At 35.8% G+C, this 18472-nt stretch carries 18 protein-coding genes and 2 pseudogenes; 9 read left to right on the plus strand and 11 right to left on the minus strand.

Annotated elements, in window-relative coordinates; all coding sequences use genetic code 11:
• Positions 1-14: 14 nt before the first annotated feature.
• The 3 genes from MKY90_RS14875 to MKY90_RS14885 form a co-directional block, all read right to left on the minus strand.
• Positions 15-689: a hypothetical protein gene (locus tag MKY90_RS14875; RefSeq protein ID WP_078184944.1), complete on the minus strand. Its 675-nt coding sequence runs from the start codon at positions 687-689 to the stop codon at positions 15-17.
• 489 nt (positions 690-1178) lie between these two features.
• Positions 1179-2513 carry a cell wall-binding protein EntB gene (entB, locus tag MKY90_RS14880; protein ID WP_341091721.1) on the minus strand — a complete coding sequence of 445 codons (1335 nt, stop codon included), beginning with the start codon at positions 2511-2513 and terminating at the stop codon, positions 1179-1181.
• 216 nt (positions 2514-2729) lie between these two features.
• Positions 2730-3221: a nitroreductase gene (locus MKY90_RS14885; protein WP_098168738.1), complete on the minus strand. Its 492-nt coding sequence runs from the start codon at positions 3219-3221 to the stop codon at positions 2730-2732.
• Between the two features lie 261 nt (positions 3222-3482).
• Here MKY90_RS14885 and MKY90_RS14890 point away from each other — a divergent pair, with 261 nt between their 5' ends.
• Both MKY90_RS14890 and MKY90_RS14895 read left to right on the plus strand, forming a co-directional pair.
• Positions 3483-3863, plus strand: coding sequence for a VOC family protein (locus MKY90_RS14890; protein WP_063218354.1), 381 nt, complete (start codon positions 3483-3485; stop codon positions 3861-3863).
• 52 nt (positions 3864-3915) lie between these two features.
• A complete protein-coding gene (locus MKY90_RS14895) occupies positions 3916-4401 on the plus strand; it encodes a GNAT family N-acetyltransferase (RefSeq protein WP_063218353.1) in 486 nt (161 codons plus the stop codon).
• A gap of 100 nt (positions 4402-4501) precedes the next feature.
• Here the strand turns inward: MKY90_RS14895 and MKY90_RS14900 are convergent, their stop codons facing one another.
• Both MKY90_RS14900 and MKY90_RS14905 read right to left on the minus strand, forming a co-directional pair.
• Positions 4502-5047, minus strand: a complete 546-nt coding sequence (locus MKY90_RS14900; protein ID WP_002189990.1) for an NADPH-dependent FMN reductase — start codon at positions 5045-5047, stop codon at positions 4502-4504.
• 90 nt (positions 5048-5137) lie between these two features.
• A pseudogene (locus tag MKY90_RS14905) lies at positions 5138-5277 on the minus strand (sigma-70 family RNA polymerase sigma factor); the annotation flags it as partial.
• Positions 5278-5407: 130 nt separating this feature from the next.
• On the opposite strand from MKY90_RS14905, the gene MKY90_RS14910 reads away from it, so the two are divergent.
• Positions 5408-5890, plus strand: a complete 483-nt coding sequence (locus tag MKY90_RS14910) for a hypothetical protein (protein ID WP_063218351.1) — start codon at positions 5408-5410, stop codon at positions 5888-5890.
• 34 nt (positions 5891-5924) lie between these two features.
• Positions 5925-5999: pseudogene (locus MKY90_RS30430) on the plus strand (hypothetical protein); the annotation flags it as partial.
• A gap of 263 nt (positions 6000-6262) precedes the next feature.
• On the opposite strand, the gene MKY90_RS14915 reads toward MKY90_RS30430, so the two are convergent.
• On the minus strand, positions 6263-6799 hold the full coding sequence (locus MKY90_RS14915) for a DinB family protein (RefSeq protein WP_016101170.1): 537 nt from the start codon (positions 6797-6799) through the stop codon (positions 6263-6265).
• A gap of 112 nt (positions 6800-6911) precedes the next feature.
• Positions 6912-7913, minus strand: coding sequence for a DUF2332 domain-containing protein (locus MKY90_RS14920; RefSeq protein WP_341091726.1), 1002 nt, complete (start codon positions 7911-7913; stop codon positions 6912-6914).
• A gap of 464 nt (positions 7914-8377) precedes the next feature.
• Here MKY90_RS14920 and MKY90_RS14925 point away from each other — a divergent pair, with 464 nt between their 5' ends.
• Positions 8378-9880, plus strand: a complete 1503-nt coding sequence (locus MKY90_RS14925) for a malate:quinone oxidoreductase (RefSeq protein ID WP_088035417.1) — start codon at positions 8378-8380, stop codon at positions 9878-9880.
• Between the two features lie 63 nt (positions 9881-9943).
• Here MKY90_RS14925 and lsrB read toward each other — a convergent pair whose 3' ends face one another.
• Genes lsrB through MKY90_RS14945 form a run of 4 tightly spaced genes read right to left on the minus strand, consistent with a single transcriptional unit; the run spans position 9944 to position 14437 of the window.
• The gene (gene lsrB / locus MKY90_RS14930; RefSeq protein ID WP_098168742.1) at positions 9944-10987 is read right to left on the minus strand and encodes an autoinducer 2 ABC transporter substrate-binding protein LsrB; all 1044 of its coding nucleotides are present in this window, start codon (positions 10985-10987) and stop codon (positions 9944-9946) included.
• Positions 10984-11982: an ABC transporter permease gene (locus MKY90_RS14935; protein ID WP_002189993.1), complete on the minus strand. Its 999-nt coding sequence runs from the start codon at positions 11980-11982 to the stop codon at positions 10984-10986. Before MKY90_RS14935 ends, lsrB begins: the two co-directional genes overlap by 4 nt.
• Positions 11979-12947, minus strand: a complete 969-nt coding sequence (locus MKY90_RS14940) for an ABC transporter permease subunit (RefSeq protein ID WP_002142273.1) — start codon at positions 12945-12947, stop codon at positions 11979-11981. The genes MKY90_RS14935 and MKY90_RS14940 overlap by 4 nt, the downstream gene beginning before the upstream one ends.
• Positions 12944-14437: a sugar ABC transporter ATP-binding protein gene (locus MKY90_RS14945; protein WP_341091729.1), complete on the minus strand. Its 1494-nt coding sequence runs from the start codon at positions 14435-14437 to the stop codon at positions 12944-12946. Before MKY90_RS14945 ends, MKY90_RS14940 begins: the two co-directional genes overlap by 4 nt.
• Before the next feature lie 197 nt (positions 14438-14634).
• On the opposite strand from MKY90_RS14945, the gene MKY90_RS14950 reads away from it, so the two are divergent.
• From MKY90_RS14950 to lsrF, 4 genes are read left to right on the plus strand one after another with little or no spacing between them, the layout of a single operon-like run.
• The gene (locus tag MKY90_RS14950) at positions 14635-15582 is read left to right on the plus strand and encodes a sugar-binding transcriptional regulator (protein WP_063218345.1); all 948 of its coding nucleotides are present in this window, start codon (positions 14635-14637) and stop codon (positions 15580-15582) included.
• Complete coding sequence (gene lsrK / locus MKY90_RS14955; protein ID WP_063218344.1) at positions 15567-17129, plus strand: autoinducer-2 kinase; 1563 nt, start codon at positions 15567-15569, stop codon at positions 17127-17129. Before MKY90_RS14950 ends, lsrK begins: the two co-directional genes overlap by 16 nt.
• A gap of 25 nt (positions 17130-17154) precedes the next feature.
• Positions 17155-17517, plus strand: coding sequence for a cupin domain-containing protein (locus MKY90_RS14960; protein WP_000909986.1), 363 nt, complete (start codon positions 17155-17157; stop codon positions 17515-17517).
• Between the two features lie 6 nt (positions 17518-17523).
• Positions 17524-18306 carry a 3-hydroxy-5-phosphonooxypentane-2,4-dione thiolase gene (gene lsrF / locus MKY90_RS14965; protein WP_002032842.1) on the plus strand — a complete coding sequence of 261 codons (783 nt, stop codon included), beginning with the start codon at positions 17524-17526 and terminating at the stop codon, positions 18304-18306.
• Positions 18307-18472 lie beyond the last annotated feature (166 nt).

Raw genomic sequence — 18472 nt, forward strand, 5'->3', positions numbered from 1 at the left:
TCAGTCTTATTTTATTATGTTCCTTGTATTTCAGTTTTCATAACGGAACAATCTTTACATAAGTAATAATATATATTCATTTCCCCAAACTGAAAATCAACTACTGAAATAAGTTCCCGTTCTTCAAGATCTTGTGTAATTGTAGCAACATATTTCATCTCTTTAGAACAAGCTGGACATCCCAAATCTTCTGGAACTTCATCGTATAAAGGCGCTCCTAACAATCTACATATATATTCCGAACCGAATAAGTCAAAAGCTTCCCAGTAACTATCTTCATCAGTAGGTATATCTTCATTTTTCATATTCGTTAGCTTTACATTAGTTTTTGGAAGATTGACCGGTAGCTTATACTCAGCTTCCATAATCCACTCTTCCGTATTGTCTTGTTTTATTATTTGTACCGCTTTGCCCCCATTACTTAATTGAAAATATTGCGGCTCCCACACCATCGCACAATTCAAGCAAGAGATAAATGGTAATACAATCAATTCAGCATTTTTAAGTTCAGCAAGTTTCTCATCTTTCAAATCAAAACAAAAAATTTGATGCATTTTCTCACCGCATAACTTACACAATGGTACTTCACAATCTTGACCACCGAAATAATGATTATATGAATCTTTCCCTTCCATTACTCTATACCCTTTTATTCCATCCCAATGTTCGCCATATAATTCCATTGTCATATTCTATCCTCTTCTCGCTTATAAAGGTAATCCTCGATACTAATCTTTTAATAACTTTCGGTACATAAAACATTTTTTATTGTTGCTAATCATCATTTTTCTCATTCTTATCACCGTTATCTTTTTAGTATGAATACGATAATAAAATAATAACAATTTACAAGAAGACTGAGTTCTGTATCCATTCTGACACTATAGGGATTTGGAACGTTATAAACCCTAGTATAAGACCAAATAAAACAATTACTATTTTATGACTATTTATCTAATTGTATTTTAATAGTGATAGAAGAACAATATGGTTGTCAGAAATACAAATAAGGATTATATAATTCAATAGGGTTACTTTTACTGCTCACGGTACTCAGCAGCAAAATTAAGGTTTCACCCTTTTACATATCCTTCAAATTTTTCCAATGAATCGCATTAAGGTAAAAAATAAAAGCCAGTCTCAATAAAGAGAACTGACTTCTATTTGGATAACCATTATTATAAAACTTTTACTTTAACAGTTTGTCTTCCCCAGTTCATAGCTTTACTTTTTGAACCCATTAAAACATCAATACGATTTCCTTTAATAGCACTACCAGTATCACCAGCAATAGCTTCTCCATAACCTTCTACCCATACTTTAGATCCTAATGGGATTACCTTCGGATCTACTGCGATAATTCTCATATTAGGATTTGCCGTTAAATCATGACCCATCGCAGTTAAAACGCGTCCACCATATGTACCATTTTCACTTGGATCAGCAGTATATGCTGTCGCTACTACCGTTAATTCACGTTTAGCAGACTGTGTGTTATTTTTAGATACTTCTTGTGTCTTTGTTGCTTCTTTTGCTTGCGCTTCTTTCTTAGCCTTTGCTATTTCCTGCGCTTTTGCTTCTTCTTTTGCTTTTTCTATTTCTCGTGCTTTTGCTTCTTCCTTAGCTTTTGCTATTTCTTGTGCTTTTGCTTCTTCCTTAGCTTTTGCTATTTCTTGTGCTTTTGCTTCTTCCTTAGCTTTTGCTATTTCTTGTGCTTTTGCTTCTTCCTTAGCCTTTGCTATTTCTTGTGCTTTTGCTTCTTCCTTAGCCTTTGCTATTTCTTGCGCTTTCGCTTCTTCTTTTTCTATTTCTTTTACTTTTGCTTCTTCTTTAGGCTTTACTATTTCTTCTGCTTTCGTTTCTTCCTTAACTTTTACTCTCTCTGTTACTTTCGCTTCTTCTTTAGGCTTTGCTATTTCTTTTACCTTCACTTCTTTCTGCTCTTTTGTTGTTTCTTTCGCTTTTGCTATTTCTTGTACTTTTGCTTCTTTATGCGTTTTTACTTCTTCCTTTGCTTTAACTGCTTTTTGTACTTTCGCTACTCGCTTCGTTTTCTCTTCAGCTTTCTTTTCAATTGGTGCTGTACTTGATAGGAAAGAAACATTTGCATAAGCTGTTTTTCCTTTATACTCAAATTGCAGCCATCCATCTTTTACTTGATGTGTTGATTCAATTACATCATCTTGTTTCAGTCTGCCAAGAATTTCTGATTCTGTGTTTGCTTCAGTACGTACATTTAATAGGTTTGCTGTTACATGGTAAATATCTTTTGTAAACTCCGAACTTACAAATACTTCTTTACCATTTAACTCAATTTTTGACCATCCTTCTTCAGTATGTATGACCTTTAACTTTTGTCCTTCTTTTACTTTTTCGACAACTTTTGATTCCGTAGTTGGCTTTTCACGTACGTTGAGTACATCCGCTGTTACGATAGTTTCTGCGATAGCAGATGTGGTAAAAGCCCCCAATCCAAGAACTGTTGCTGTTGCTGCGCCAATTATTTTTTTCATATTAGCCTCCATTGCGTTTTTTTGAGTTCTATCAAATGCTTCCATAAAATTAGGGAATTCCACAGAGTATCAAAACATTTGTAACAGTATATTAATACCACTTAATATACTGTTTTTAAAACTTCCCACTCCAATATTATCAAATTTTCATTTCTAATTCTATACATTATAAATCTACTTATCTTCTATAAACTCTTCATGACCTTCTACTTCACACTAGATAGTTGTCGCAATTCCTGCCAAAAATAAACTTACAATTGCTAAAAATGGCGTTCCAGCTATTGCAACTCTTAAGTGAAACTTATAGTCTTTATATCCTTTCATTCCCTCAGTACTAGGAATAACAACAAACCTCGGAGTAATCCAGCAAAATATAAGCCAATCGATTATTAATAAATCTACTAAATTGAAAATCATTACAATCCCAAAAGTATGTAAATAGGCTTCAATATACAATAATTTCCCATGGTGATGTAGTATATATGTAGAAACTAAAGGCGTTCCGAAGAGAATAATATTGTAAATAATTCCGAAATAAAACGTTTGTTTTTTTTCATTTATCGATTTTGGCAAAACTACTTTTTGAATATCTTTCGGATAATCATTTAACCAAAGGCGAGGATTATAATATGTAGACCCTAATATCATAATAGACAGTATAAAAGACATGGAAATACCGGCAATCACCATTTGTTCAAATTGCCCCACAAATGTCCCTCCTTATTTGAAATTTTGACGTACGTAATTCACTTAATTAGACATTGTATGCATGTTATGACTTAAAAATTATCTAATACCATTAATAAAATTTTTTCATTACAATCCGCTTTTTCCTAACGTCCATTCTTATTTCTTGCAATATGCATGCAAATTTAATAAAGTGAACATCTAATTAGTGTTGTTGAATTTCGCTAATTATTACAGAGTACATATTTTAAAATTTACATAAAGATAGGATTGGTGAAACGAATGAAAATCGAACATATAGCAATTTGGGTAAATGATTTAGAATTAATGCGTACTTTCTATACAAAGCACTTTAACGGTAAAGCAAACTCTTTATATCATAATGAAGCGAAACACTTTGAATCTTATTTTATTACGTTCGAATCTGGAGCGAGGATTGAACTTATGCGTAAAAAAGGTATTGAAAATGAGCCTAATCTTAATATAACTGGCTATGCACATATGGCATTCTCAGTTGGAAGTGAAGAACGTGTAAATGAATTAACTTCAACATTAAAAGATGAGGGTTATCCTTTATTAAATGGACCACGTTTCACTGGAGATGGCTATTACGAAAGTGTAATTAGTGATCCGGAAGGCAATCAAATAGAAATCACTATTTAACAATCGTTTATCTTTTCTGAAGAACAATTAAAAATTCGTTTGGAGGAATCCGATGCATAAACTACATTTCAAAAAATTTGAAGCAACAGATTTTAATCCATATTTCCAGCTCGTATCAAATGAAAGAGTGATGGCACAAATTACAGAGCGTGCTATTCCGCTAGAAGAGGCACAAAACGACTATGAAAAATTGTTAAGGCGCAATGAAAAGCATAAACTGTTTGGGTCTTATAAAGTTTATGACAGTGCAACAAATGAATTTATCGGCCTTGGACATGTTACGGTAAATGAGGATAATGTAAAAGAAGCTGAAATTGGGTATATGATTTTGCCAGAGCACTGGGGAAAAAGATATGGTAGTTATATTGCAAGAGAATTAATTGAAATAGCGAAGCAGACAGATGTAAACGTACTAAAAGCAATTATCGATCCGAGCAATACCCCCTCTCGGAAGATTTTACTAAACGTTGGTTTTACATCTGAAAAAGTTTGCGAGATTGATGGATTGCCTGGGGAGATTTTGAGTACATATATTTAACTATATAAAAAGGCAATGCTACATTTGAACTAACCGTAGCATTGCCTTTATCTTTTTTTATTATAAAAGTCCCATTTTCACCTTAATACGAACTAAATCACTATTTCTTTATCTCGTCTACTACACTTTGAACTAAAGAGATAAGAGCTTTCTTTGTATCCTCATCTGTTACTTTTGCATCATCACTAAATTTAGTTCGCACAGATGGGATTAATAACGAGCCATTTTGAACGACAATTGTATCTAGCATACCTAGTGTAAGTAATAAAGATTCATGGGCTTTATCCCCTCCCGCAATTGATGGTGAAGCTGTTATAATAGCCACTGGCTTTTTATAAAGTTCCGCTGATGAAACAAGCCATTCTAAAGCATTCTTCAAAACTCCTGGAATACTTTTTGCATACTCTGGTGTACAAATAATAAGTGCATGTGCTTCACTTAATGTCTTTCGAAATTCTTCAACAACAACCGGTGCTCCAACTCGATCTACATCCGGATTAAAATGAGGTAGTTCCTCTATCCCATTATAAATAGTGTAATCTATACCTTCTGGAATAAATGCTGCTAAAGTTTTTAATATGTTTGTGTTGGATGATCCTTCCCTAATACTTCCTGAAATCGCTATGATTTTTTTGTGTATACTCATATGATCCCCTCCTACAAACATCATACTTATGCAGCCATAGAAAAATCAAAAATATTGAACTATTTAACAAGCTGTACATTCATCAATTTTGACATCTTGCTTTTGATTCCCTAATAAAAATACTACTGTCTATAAATATCTTTACTTGTTAATTTATAAATAACTCGAAAGGCTTCTTGGTCTCCAGACTCCATTTTATTCAGCCATTCTTTTAATTCTACTTCATCCAAAATTACGTTACCCTCTCATGATCTTTCACACTATATTCGCCCGTTTCTCACAAAAGGTTCATTTTACATAAAAATTTATTTATTACAATAAAGACATGCTGTATATTTTACAGAAAGGAGGATTCGTATAATGAACAAAGAAGACAAACTTTATGCTGAAAATGTATTAAAACATCTCTTCATAGGAGCACAAGTTGATGGATTGCAATTTGGTATTTCTCCAGCAACTATAAAGATTCATTTTACAGATTTTGAAGCCACCGTTGATTATGACGGGCAATTATATGTCAACATCGAATCGAAATGGTGTTTATTTCATACTCCACCTGAAAAATATCCATCTAATGAGGGTGAATTTGACGATTATACTGAGGAAGAAGAATATAAGATAATATTTGAAATGAGAAGAAAAAAAGTTACAGACATACAACTAGGTAAGGCAACTCCGCATTTAATTATTACATTTAAAAATGGGCAAATCATGTTTGTAAATGGTTTTCATGATCACTATGAATGCTGGCAAGCTGGGGTCCAATTTGAGGATTGGTTTGTAGTTGCTGCACCTGGAAATGAAATCGCTACTTGGACTCCCGATGAATTTACTAATAAATAAGCTGTCAGAAATCACAATATAAAAAGTATATCTTGCACAAGGGGAAACAGATTTACGTAAATCAATTGATGGACTAGCGACTGTTGTAAAAGAAGAATTTGAAATTTAAAATCACCTCGTTTTAACAGGAAAAAGTGGCATTTTTACTATTTCTAATGTTCGCTAATGCTTATTGCGTGATTTGGTTCCATTGCTACACAAACCCCAATACCCACCCTTAGCTTGATGGGCATGTATAGTGCCCCCTATTAGCATCAACGAGAAGGAATAGACCTTGTAAAAAAACATTTATAATTCCACTGATACGCAGAAAAATAAAAAGAGAATAATTCAGAAATTCCCTATGAATCATTCTCTTTTTATTTTCATATTTTAACATGCTGGATATGCCTTAGAACCCAAATAACGTTCTTTTACAAGTTGACGATGATGAAGCTCATGACCAGCAATTATGTTTGCTAATGCAAGAACCGTGACTTCAGAATTGTTCGCAATTCCCCTTTGTAACCAAGCTTCTTTATCTAAACTTTTAAGCAAATGCATAGTAGATTGGCGAACAACTATTAAATTCTCAAGAAGATCTTGCATAGATTGCTTATCAAAAGCTGCTCTAAGAACATACATATCATCGTTATATCCAGGAAGTTCTGCTGTCTCGCCTCTTGCTATGGAAAGCAATCGATACGCCATGATACGTTCAGTATCCGCAATATGACCGATTACTTCTTTGATACTCCATTTATTAGGAGCATATCTAAAATGTCCCTCACTATCAGAAATATCCTTCAATAAAAGATTCGTTTCCTTCATTTGTTGCTCTAGAATATGTATGATATCTCCATCTGGTATTAAGTTTATGTACGTTGAATAATACGGGTTATATTCATTTGCCTCTGGTCTCTTTTGCATGCTTATCATCCTTTTTATTTTATCCTTATATACAAGTTATCATAAATTATTATCATATTAATCAAAAAAATTAATTTTAAAACAAAATGGCCCCATCCTATATAGGATTACATTAACAAAGCGGCTTATCCCCAAGCCCCCAACTAAACCATCTCCCATGCCCTTCCGTTTCCCCAACAGTTTCACAATATTCGTTTCCGTTAATATAATAATCAATATGAAGGTCACGGTCCCACATGTTGTTATATAGGTGGAATACATCACGTTTTGCACCTATTTCTTTAATTTGTTTTTCTAGCTTATGTTTTACATTTTCAGGTATTTGATTTGCGACGTGTGTATGGAAAATGCAGATTACAGCATCTTCCCTTATTTGATTTGCAATGGCTGGAAGAAGTGCTACACCGTCCCCTTCAATTAATTGTACTGATTTTTCTTTTACAAGCGTTGCTGCTTGATAGAATAGTTCAAGTCTTTCTTTATGTTCTGGCCAAATAAGCGCGCGTAACCATAAATAATCTTCTTCATCATTTAAATTATTCACATGTAAATCTAGTCCGATTCTTTCCATAACAGGTGGACTTTGTTCTAAAAAGGAGGGCTTCTTCTCCCCTTTTATTTCTGATTGTAAATGAACATTTGATTGTCTATTTCCATACATTTCTTCCGTTCCATATGAATAACGATATTGATCCCAAAATAGTTGTAATCCCGCACTTGTACCAATTTCTATTAACGCCAATGGTTTGTTCACTTTATTAAATATGTAACAGAAACTTGGATATAAATAGGCACATCGTCTTACTTCATTCGTTTGAACAAGTTTCGGTTGTAATAAAGAGATAATTTCTTCTCGATATACATGGCAAAAATCTTTAAATTGGTAAAAGGCATTTTCAAAATTTATATCAGCATTTTCAACTAAACTTTGATAATAGTTTTTTAAACTGTGCTCTTTTCCTTTTAACAATAAATAATGGACTGCACCTAATAATAAGTTTGGGACTGGTTGACCAGGTTGTGCGTAGGAAGCTAACGTAAGAACTTCCTCATCTTCAGAAATTTTTATTGATAAATATTCGTATAAGTCACTAGATCCTTTACATTCATTCACAGAAAAATTTCAAAATAAGTTTGCGACTTGTTCTTTTGTAAGCATTGGTATCCCTCCTTATTTTTTTCAGAATAATCTTATCATTTATTTGTTATTTACTCTATTTTTTCAAATTAGATGTTACAAAAATAGAATTTTACTAGTTTTCAAAGATAAAACATAAAAATAGAAGTTTTTTTGAGATAACATCAAAATGGAATTCTTCTCCAAATTCCGCTTTACTACTATGCTTTTTATCCTTATGACAGAAGAATTCTATGAAATAAAACGTTAAATAGTTTAAAATTATCAGATAACACTAGATATTTTAGTCTATTAATTATTATAATAGACTATGAGATGGTTATATAATTGAGACAAAAAAGGTAAATACCTAGGTGGGGCCTAGGCGGTGTTTTCTTTTTACGGCTTAGATATAAAAACACCTACTCTTTTTTGCCAATATAGGGGATGGAGAGATTATCATGAGCAACATGCAGCAAAAAACAGACGTTATCTTAATTGGCGCAGGAATTATGAGCGCAACGTTAGGATCATTACTTAAAGAATTGGCACCTGAATGGGAAATTAAAGTATTTGAAAAACTCGCTAATGCCGGAGAAGAAAGTTCTAACGAATGGAATAATGCTGGTACAGGACATTCTGCGCTATGTGAGCTTAACTATACATCCGAAAAATCTGACGGGTCTATAGATATTGGTAAAGCTGTAAAAGTAAATGAGCAATTTCAACTTTCAAGACAATTTTGGGCTTATCTTGTAAAAAGAAACTTAATTCGTAATCCACAAGATTTTATTATGCCACTACCTCATATGAGTTTGGTGCAAGGGGAAAAAAATGTAGAGTTTCTAAAAAAACGTTTTGAAGCGCTTTCAAAAAACGCTCTATTCCAAGGAATGGAATTTTCTGATGCACCTGACACATTAAAAAAATGGCTTCCACTCATTATGGAAGGTCGTAATTCTAATGAACCTATGGCTGCAACAAAAATTGATTCTGGAACAGATGTTAACTTTGGTGCGCTAACACGTATGTTATTTGATTACTTAAAAACTAAAAATGTGGAGCTTAACTACAAACATAGTGTCGAAAATATTAAACGTGCGAAGAACGGTTTGTGGGAAGTAAAAGTACATGATATGAATAGTGGTAAAATCGAACACCATACTGCAAAATTCGTCTTTATCGGCGGCGGTGGCGGTAGCCTACCTCTACTTCAGAAGACTGGTATTCCTGAGTCAAAACATATTGGAGGATTCCCAGTAAGTGGACTATTTATGGTATGTAAAAACCAAAAAATTGTAGAGCAGCATCATGCAAAAGTATACGGAAAAGCTAAAGTTGGTGCTCCGCCAATGTCTGTACCTCACCTTGATACAAGATATATAGACAACAAAAAAGCTTTACTGTTTGGACCATTTGCAGGTTTCTCACCTAAATTCTTAAAAACTGGCTCAAACCTTGATTTAATTGGTTCTGTAAAACCGAATAACGTCTTAACGATGTTAGCAGCCGGTGTAAAAGAAATGGGATTAACAAAATACTTAATCCAACAAGTTATGTTATCACACGAAAAGCGTATGGAAGAATTACGTGAGTTTATTCCGAACGCTAAAAGTGAAGATTGGGATACTGTCGTTGCTGGACAACGTGTGCAGGTAATTAAAGATACTGATGCAGGTGGGAAAGGAACACTTCAATTTGGTACGGAAGTTGTTAGTGCAAATGACGGATCAATCGCTGCGTTACTTGGCGCTTCTCCAGGTGCTTCTACTGCTGTTCACGTTATGCTTGAAGTATTAGAAAAATGCTTCCCAGAACGTATACTAGAATGGGAGCCAAAGATAAAAGAAATGGTCCCTTCTTACGGCGTGTCACTTACGGAAAATCCAAGACTGTTCCAAGAGCTTCACGCTTCAACAGGACGCACACTTGGGTTAAATGAAAAAGAAGCTGTTCACAATTAATGAATAGATTAAAAAAACGACATAATAAAAACGTCCGATATATTCGGACGTTTTTATTTTCTACTAGAAAGTATACTTATCAATATTATCCTTCGTAAATACAACTCGTTCAGGTAATACGATAATACCATTTCCTTCTGCCTCATAATCATACCCTTGAATAGAGTTCGGCTCTACTTTCACTTTTCCGATTCCTTTTACTTCAAAGCTATCCCCGACTTTTAACTTCTTCCCTTTTACAACAATTTCATTTGCAACATACGTTGCGAGGGCACCTTGTTGTTTTACATCCCATAATCCAAATTGTTGTACTGTTCCTCGTTTTACATAATCACGCATAACGTTCGGTGTCGAAAATCCCGTTACGACTACTTTCTTATCCATTTTCAAATTCTCAGCTGCTTGCGCCATTGCTGGTAGTGCTGTTGCATCTGGACATATTACTGCGTTAATATCTGGATAAGTTTTTAAAATACTCTCCCCTACCGATAAAGATTTTTGCGCATTATTTTCACCGTATTGCGTCGTTACAATTTCCCAATTCGGATATTTTTCTTTAATAATCTCTTTCGCCTTCGTTACCCATTGATTTTGATCTGTTACAGTCGGGCTTGAATAAAAGAATGCGACCTTCCCTTTATCTCCAATTTGCTTAGATGTCATTTCTATTAATAACTTTGCTAGTTGGTCTGGTGTACCTTGGCTAATATAAAACGAACGGTCTTTCGGATTCACATCAGAATCCCACGTTAATACGGTCATCCCCTTTTTCTTTGCACGTTGTAATGATTGCGAGAGACCATCAACTGACGTAGATGAAACCATAATTGCATCGTAGTTTTGATTAATAAAATTGTTTATATATTTTACTTGCCCTGATACGCTCGCTTCAGAAGGTCCATCATATTTCACTTGTACACCTAACTTATCTCCCATCTCTTTTGCACCTTCACCGCCTGATGTAAAGAAGCCAACTCCCGTTAATTTCGGAATGAATGCAAATTTCACATCATCTGCTTTTTTCTTGTCCGCTGTTTGGCTAGAACAAGCAATTAAACCGATTAAACAAATACACATAATAATAAAAATCCCCAGTTTTCTCTTCATGACATTTCCCCCTTATGCAAATTCCTTCTTTTCCCCGTAGTGAATCGTTGTAATTTAAAATGTCTCATAATAACAGAAACAATAAGGATAATACCTATTACTACATTAGATTGTTCATTCGTTAAGCCCGTCATTTGTAAACCGTACTGCATGAGTCCTATAAAAATACTCGCTAGTACTGTCCCAATAATACTCCCTTTTCCGCCTGTAATAAGTGTACCGCCTAATACAACTGCCGTAATTACTGGCAAAATCGTTTCACTTCCAATATCTGCACGAGCTGAACCGAAATAAGCTGTTAAGAAAGCTCCTCCTAATCCACCTCCTAACCCAGAAAGTACGTAAGCAATAATTACTACTTTCTTCGTTCGAATGCCGGAATATCTCGCCGTACTTTCATTTGCGCCAGTTAATTTTGCGTAGCGACCATATGTTGTACGGTGAAACAATATCGTAAATACTATCGTTAAAATGACAAGGAGCCATAATAGATTAGGTATACCGATAAAACTACCATTTGCCATTTGCACATACGAATCTGGTAAACCACTTATTCCTTCATAGCCCGCTGCACCCGAACCACCTGAAATAACAAGGGCGATTCCTGCATATAAAAACATCGTTCCAAGTGTAACGACAAGAGGTTCTACATCTGTCATTTTTATAATAAGTCCATTTAATCCGCCCGCTATGCAACTTATTACGAGCGCAATGATAACGGCCAACAGTATAGGCATGCCATTCATCCAAAGTGCTCCGATAAGAATCGAAGTAAGCCCCATAATAGATCCTACTGATACATCAATTCCGCCAGTTACAATGACAAATGTCATCGGAATAGCCGCGATTGAAATAATGAGGAAATCGTTCATACTAAAAAGGAGGTTACTAATGTTTAAGAAATCACTATTTATGAAACTAAAGAGAATGAGTTCTACGAGAAGCAATATGAGAAGAACCCCTTCCCATCTATATAAACTACGTATTCCCCTCATAGATTCACCCTTCTTTCTTCTAGTTGCCGGAGTTTCTTCCATTTTTTCAAGACACTATCTAATATGATGATGAGTAAAAGTAAAAATCCTGAAATAGCACTATTCCAAAATGCAGGTATTTTTAAAAAGACGAGTGAACTGCTTATCACTTCTAAAAAAAATGCACCTAATGCCGCTCCAAATATAGAACCTGTTCCTCCTTTTAAATGTATACCACCTAAAACAGCAGCGGCGATAACTTGCAATTCTATCCCTGTACCTGTTTGATTTGGAACGAATCCAATATTCATTACGAATATACATCCAGCGAGCCCAGCGCTTATGCCTGATATGATAAACGCGTATATTTTCACTTTATCTACATGTATTCCAATAAGCCTTGCACCATCTTCATTATCACCGACAGCATAAAAATATCTTCCAATTTGTACTTTCATTAAAAAGAAATATAGTAGTAGTAATATGATAAGAACGGTCCATACCGTTACCGGAATGCCTAACATCATAATAGAAGAAATTTGTTTATACTCATTCGGAATATCTTCAATCCACTTTCCGCCCGTGAATAGTAACATTGCACCTCTAATAATACCGAGCATTCCTAATGTCATAATGATAGCTGGCACTCGAAATTTCGTAACGCCAATTCCATTTACCATACCAATAAGAGCACCAAGTATAATTGCCACAAATATTGAAATAAAGGCACTGTATCCATCTGTTAACAACATCCCGCAAACCGCAGCGCTTAATCCCATAATAGATCCTACTGATACATCTATGTTTTTCGTAAACAATACGAAAGATTGACCAATTGCCAAAATAACTAAAATAACGCTTGATTTCATAATTAAAGATAAAGAGCTAAACTGAACAAAACTAGGATTCATTACTCCAACGAAGGCTATGTAAAGAAGTAATAAAATAATAATAGACGTCTCATGCATTTTAAATAAACGGTTCACTCCGTTACACCTCCCTTTCCTCCGTACGCAAGGCGTGTAACTTCATCAATACAAATTTCCTTCTTCTCCAAACGAGAGACGAATCCTCCGTTTCTCATCACATAAACACGATTCGCTAATTGAGCGATTTCTTCCATATCTGAAGAAATTAATATGAGCGCAAGTCCCTTTCTCTTCAAACTTTGTATCGTTTCGTATACTTCTAATCTTGCTTTCGCATCAATACCACGGGTCGGTTCATCAAGAATAATCACTTTCGGATTACATGCAAGATATTTCGCTAGCACGACCTTCTGTTGGTTCCCACCTGATAAAGACGTCAGCTCTTCATTCATATGAGGGACAACAATTCTAAACTGTTTTATATACAATTCAGATAAAGCGCTTTCTTTTTTGCTATTTAAAAAGAAGCTACTCATACTGTTTAAAGATGCAGATGTTATATTTTCTTTCACAGACGCAATTGAAAAAATGCCATTCCCTGCCCGGTCCTCCGGTACATACACCATACCTTCCTTTATTCGCTTATGTACCGAATACTTCGTAATGGATTTTCCCTCTAATAAAACGGAACCTGATTTCAAAGGCATTAATCCAAATATTGATTCAGCTAATTCAGTCCTACCTGATCCGACGATACCTGCAATCCCGACAACTTCTCCAGCGTGTACAGTTAATGATACATTTTGAAACGCATAACTAGACGCATTCGTGACATCTAATACTTTTTCCGAATGCTCTATTTCTTCTTGCGTGATTTCTTTCTTCTCCTCAAGTTTATAACCTTTCGGTAATAACCCCTCCATTAGCATGTCATATGTATAGCTTGATACATCCCCTTGACTTACAATCATTCCGTCACGCAAAATCGCTACTTTATTCGCAATTTCAAAGATTTCTGGAAAACGATGCGTAATGTAAATCATGCCAATTCCTTTTTCTTTTAAACTTTTCATCAACACAAAAAGACTCTTAATTTCGTGAGTTGTTAATGTCGATGTTGGCTCATCTAAAATAAGAATCTCAGCTTCTCTTATTAATCCCCTCAATATTTCTACTAATTGTTGCTGGGCAATGGATAACGATAACCCTAGCTCATGAAGTTGAATGTTCCAACCTAAGCCTTCTAGCAACTTATTAATTTTATTTCTAAGTTCTTTCTTTTTCGCTTTCATTCCGATACAAATGTTCTCTTCAATTGTCATATGCGGAAAGATGAGTGGCTCTTGTGGTATTAAATATATGCCATGTTGATGTGCTTCTGCTGTGTTTGAAAACTGTTGTATTTCCCCTTTCACATACATTTTGCCAGCATCGTATGAATACAAACCCGTTAATATTTTCATTAACGTTGATTTCCCGGCACCATTTCCTCCAACTAAAGCGTATATATCTCCACGCTCTAATTGTAAATTGACTTCTTTTAATACGAGTTGATCTGCAAATGATTTACTCATCTTTGTAACTTGTAATAAGGGCACGCTCTCCACATGTTGTCACCTGCCTTTATGCAGAACATTTTTTGAGAAAATGATTTTTTGTTCTACTTGTTTTGTAGCATTGTATATTTCTTTTTTCATATCTAGAACACTTTTTTCACTGGGCTATTTATCGCCTCAACTGGAATAAACAAAATAACGAGCACATATGTTTAAGCAGTGGTCAATTGTTGAAAGGGATGAAGAGTATGTCACAGCTCAACTTTGAAGACAATTTGTTAACAAAAGTAGCTTGGTACTATTATAAAGATCAATTAACCCAGCAAGAAATTGCTTCACTTCTTCACATTTCAAGAAATAAAGTCGTTCGGTTGTTAGATAAAGCACGGACGGAAGGTGTCGTCACATTTCACGTAAAAGGTACTGGTTTGCACTGTTTAAGCATCGAACGTGACCTTATGAAAAAATTCCATCTAAAAGATGCTTTCGTTATTCCAACGCCAGCAGAAGATTATGCATTTTCACTCGGAAAAGCTGCCGCACAATATTTAGAAACTCATCTGCAACAAGGAGATTTACTTGGGATTGGCTGGGGAGAGACGATAAGTAAAATGCTAGAAAACATTCATTTTGATAGCTCTATGAATCTTTCAATCGTTACTCTTACAGGAGGCGTAAATCACTATGTTCCAAGAAACCAAAGCTATTTAAACTACATGCAAGGTGATCTTCATATTATTCCTACCCCTTTTCTAACATCTACAAACGAAATGACGCAAATTATTCTATCTGAACCGAGCGTGAAAGATATGCTTCACGTCGCTTCACTCGCTCATACAGCAGTAGTTGGCATTGGCAGCTTATCTCAAGACGCCACAATTGTGAAAGAAGAAAAATTAACACTACGTGAAATGACTTATATACGTAGTCAACACGGGGCTGGAGATATTTTAGGGCAATTTTATAATACTGACGGAAAACAATTAGAACTTCCCCATCATAACCGTCTTATCGGCACACCACTCTCTGTTCTTCAAAATATGAAACATGTCGTTGGTGTAGCTGGCGGTACGGAAAAGATAGCTGCAATTTACGGCGCCTTAAAAGGAAAGTTCATTCATACATTAATTACCGATGAAGAAACTGCCCTCTCCTTATTAAGAAAGGAAGGTGACTCTCAATGTCTACTCTATTAGCTTACGACGCTGGTACAGGGAGCATTCGAGCAGTTCTTTTTGATTTAAACGGTAATCAACTTGCTGTTAGTCAAAAAGAATGGATTCATAAATCAGATAGTCGTTACCCTGGTTCTATGAATTTTGATGTAACTGAAAACTGGCAGCTCGTTCAAAAATGTACGAAAGAAGTACTTCAAAAAAGTAATACGCCCCCCTCTTCTATTAAAGGTATTAGTGCAACGAGTATGCGTGAAGGCTTTGTTTTATACGATAAAAACGGGCAAGAAATATGGGCTTGTGCAAATGTTGATGGCCGCGCGTCAGCGGAAGTTAGTGAACTAAAAAAAATCCGTTCCGAAATTGAAGAAGATTTATATAGAAAATCCGGTCAAACTTTTTCATTAGGTGCTTTACCTCGCTTACTTTGGATAAAAAAGCATGAACCAGACGTGTACAGAAACATTCATTCTTTCACGATGTTAAACGATTGGATTTTATATAAATTGTGCGGCGTACTGCAAATTGATTCTTCAAATGGATGTACGTCCGGTATATTCGATTTACAAAATAGAGCTTGGGATAACTGGGTTGCTGAGCAATGCGGTCTTACTCTAGCCTTTTCTCCAAAAGTAAATGAAGCTGGTACAGTTATCGGGAATATCACAAAACGAAGTGCTGAGTTAACAGGATTACATGAAGGAACACCGGTCGTTGCTGGCGGCGGAGATGCACAAATGGCATCGCTTGGAACTGGAGTTGTAAAGCCTGAACAAACATTTATATGCGGAGGCAGTTTTTGGCAACAAGAAGTAAATATAACAAAACCAGAAACTGATCCAAATGCGGCGATTCGTGTTAATTGCCACGTCATTCCTAACCTATGGCAATACGAAACAATTGCTTTCTTCCCTGGCCTTGTTATGAGGTGGTTTCGAGATGCCTTTTGCCATGAAGAAAAACGGCTCGCTGAAAAACTCGGTGTAGATGCTTATGAATTACTAGAAGAACAAGCGAAAGAAGTTCCTGTAGGCTCACATGGCATAATCCCCACTTTTTCAAATGTAATGAATTATATTTCTTGGCGACATGCTGCACCATCCTTTTTAAATTTGAGCTTAGATGCTGATAAATGTGGGAAGAAAGAAATGTTCCGGGCAATAGAAGAAAATGCCGCCTTCGTTACATTCGGCAACTTGAAATTAATAGAGGCTCTCACAGGTAACTTTCCTTCTGAAGTGATTTTTGCTGGCGGCGCTGCTAAAGGAAAACTTTGGCCGCAAATTCTTTCAGACGTTCTTGGAATCCCAGTGAAAGTACCAGTTGTAAAAGAAGCGGCAGCTTTAGGAACTGCAATTGCTGCTGGGGTTGGTGCTGGCATATATTCATCTATGGCAGCGACTGCCGAACAGTTTGTACAGTGGGAAAAAACATTTGAGCCAGTCACTGAAAATCATGAACTATATAAGGAATTCTATGAAACATGGAAAACTGTGTATAACAGTCAGCTCGCTTTAGCCGATAAAGGGCTCACCTCACATATGTGGATTGCACCCGGTGCTCTGTAACACATTACATAAAGGAGTGAAATGTATGTTAAAAGCGAATGAAAATGATTTCTCCTATCGCTTCGGTGATAACGGGCCTAAATATTTAATACAAGGTCCAAATATCGATCTTGGCCTAGTCGTGATTCAGCCTGGGCAAGAGTTTCAAAATCACTATCATACAACGTGCGAAGAGGTCTTCTATGCGTTAGAAGGCGAAATAGATTTCTATGTGAATAACGAGAGAGTTCCGATCAAACAAGGGGATGTCTTGCAAGTTCGACCTCATGAATCCCATTATCTTATTAACCATTCTGATAAGCCTTTTAAAGCTGTTTTTATAAAGTCACCACATTTACCAAATAAAGATACTGTACAAACTGAAAATCCAACATTAACGAAGGAGTGATTCCTAATGACTTGGGGATTTAAAAATCGATTAAACACAATTTTACCTGACGGCAGAGCGGTTATGTTAGCGATAGATCACGGCTACTTTTTAGGGCCAATTCACGGACTTGAACAACCGTTAGAAACAGTTAAAAACTTGCTTCCATATACTGATTCCCTCTTTTTAACACGAGGCGTATTAAGTTCCTGTATTCCTGAAAACTGCAACACACCGATGGTTATGCGTGTATCAGGCGGGGCAACTGTAGTAGGCAAAGATTTAGCGAATGAAACAATTGTTACACCTGTGAAAGAAGCAGTAAAACAAAACGCAATTGGCGTCGGCGTATCTGTCTTTGTTGGATCAGACTATGAAACACAAACTGTTTCAAATCTCGCAAACGTAGTCTCTGAAGCTCACGATTACGGCCTGCCAGTACTCGGTATTACCGCCGTTGCGAAAGAACTACAAAAACGTGAAGCTCGCTTTCTAGCACTCGCCTCCCGCGTATGTGTTGAAATGGGAGCTGATATTATAAAAACGTACTACTGCGAAGGATTCGAAAAAATCACAAGCACATGCCCTGCTCCAGTCGTAATCGCGGGCGGACCGAAACTAGATTCAATCGAAGACGCATTAAACATTACGTACAATGCGCTGCAAGAAGGCGCAATCGGAGTAGACATGGGCCGAAACATATGGCAATCCGAACATCCAACTGCGATGATTCAAGCGATTCATGGCATTGTAAAAAATAGATTGAATGTGAAAGAGGCGCTGGAACTATATAATGATGTGAAAAATTAATGTGAAAAGATGGACTATTTATTATAACGGGTTCAGTTAAGAGGAGTAAAACTTGTTTTGACACTCAAACTACACAAGGAAAAGGATGGCACTTGCCATCCTTTTTGACATACATTGAACTTTTACTGTTTTCAAGTTTCCTTCTTCGACTAACGAGCCAAAAATT

This window comes from Bacillus sp. FSL P2-0099, assembly GCF_038007445.1.
GTDB classification, from domain to species: Bacteria; Bacillota; Bacilli; order Bacillales; family Bacillaceae_G; genus Bacillus_A; species Bacillus_A mycoides.

What these genes read in the sequence shown, in the direction of transcription:
- MKY90_RS14875 (WP_078184944.1), bottom strand. Translation starts at nt 689, where the DNA reads ATGACAATGGAATTATATGGCGAACATTGGGATGGAATAAAAGGGTAT.
- entB (WP_341091721.1), bottom strand. Translation starts at nt 2,513, where the DNA reads ATGAAAAAAATAATTGGCGCAGCAACAGCAACAGTTCTTGGATTGGGG.
- MKY90_RS14890 (WP_063218354.1), top strand. Translation starts at nt 3,483, where the DNA reads ATGAAAATCGAACATATAGCAATTTGGGTAAATGATTTAGAATTAATG.
- MKY90_RS14895 (WP_063218353.1), top strand. Translation starts at nt 3,916, where the DNA reads ATGCATAAACTACATTTCAAAAAATTTGAAGCAACAGATTTTAATCCA.
- MKY90_RS14900 (WP_002189990.1), bottom strand. Translation starts at nt 5,047, where the DNA reads ATGAGTATACACAAAAAAATCATAGCGATTTCAGGAAGTATTAGGGAA.
- MKY90_RS14910 (WP_063218351.1), top strand. Translation starts at nt 5,408, where the DNA reads ATGAACAAAGAAGACAAACTTTATGCTGAAAATGTATTAAAACATCTC.
- MKY90_RS14915 (WP_016101170.1), bottom strand. Translation starts at nt 6,799, where the DNA reads ATGCAAAAGAGACCAGAGGCAAATGAATATAACCCGTATTATTCAACG.
- MKY90_RS14925 (WP_088035417.1), top strand. Translation starts at nt 8,378, where the DNA reads ATGAGCAACATGCAGCAAAAAACAGACGTTATCTTAATTGGCGCAGGA.
- lsrB (WP_098168742.1), bottom strand. Translation starts at nt 10,987, where the DNA reads ATGAAGAGAAAACTGGGGATTTTTATTATTATGTGTATTTGTTTAATC.
- MKY90_RS14935 (WP_002189993.1), bottom strand. Translation starts at nt 11,982, where the DNA reads ATGAGGGGAATACGTAGTTTATATAGATGGGAAGGGGTTCTTCTCATA.
- MKY90_RS14950 (WP_063218345.1), top strand. Translation starts at nt 14,635, where the DNA reads ATGTCACAGCTCAACTTTGAAGACAATTTGTTAACAAAAGTAGCTTGG.
- lsrK (WP_063218344.1), top strand. Translation starts at nt 15,567, where the DNA reads ATGTCTACTCTATTAGCTTACGACGCTGGTACAGGGAGCATTCGAGCA.
- MKY90_RS14960 (WP_000909986.1), top strand. Translation starts at nt 17,155, where the DNA reads ATGTTAAAAGCGAATGAAAATGATTTCTCCTATCGCTTCGGTGATAAC.
- lsrF (WP_002032842.1), top strand. Translation starts at nt 17,524, where the DNA reads ATGACTTGGGGATTTAAAAATCGATTAAACACAATTTTACCTGACGGC.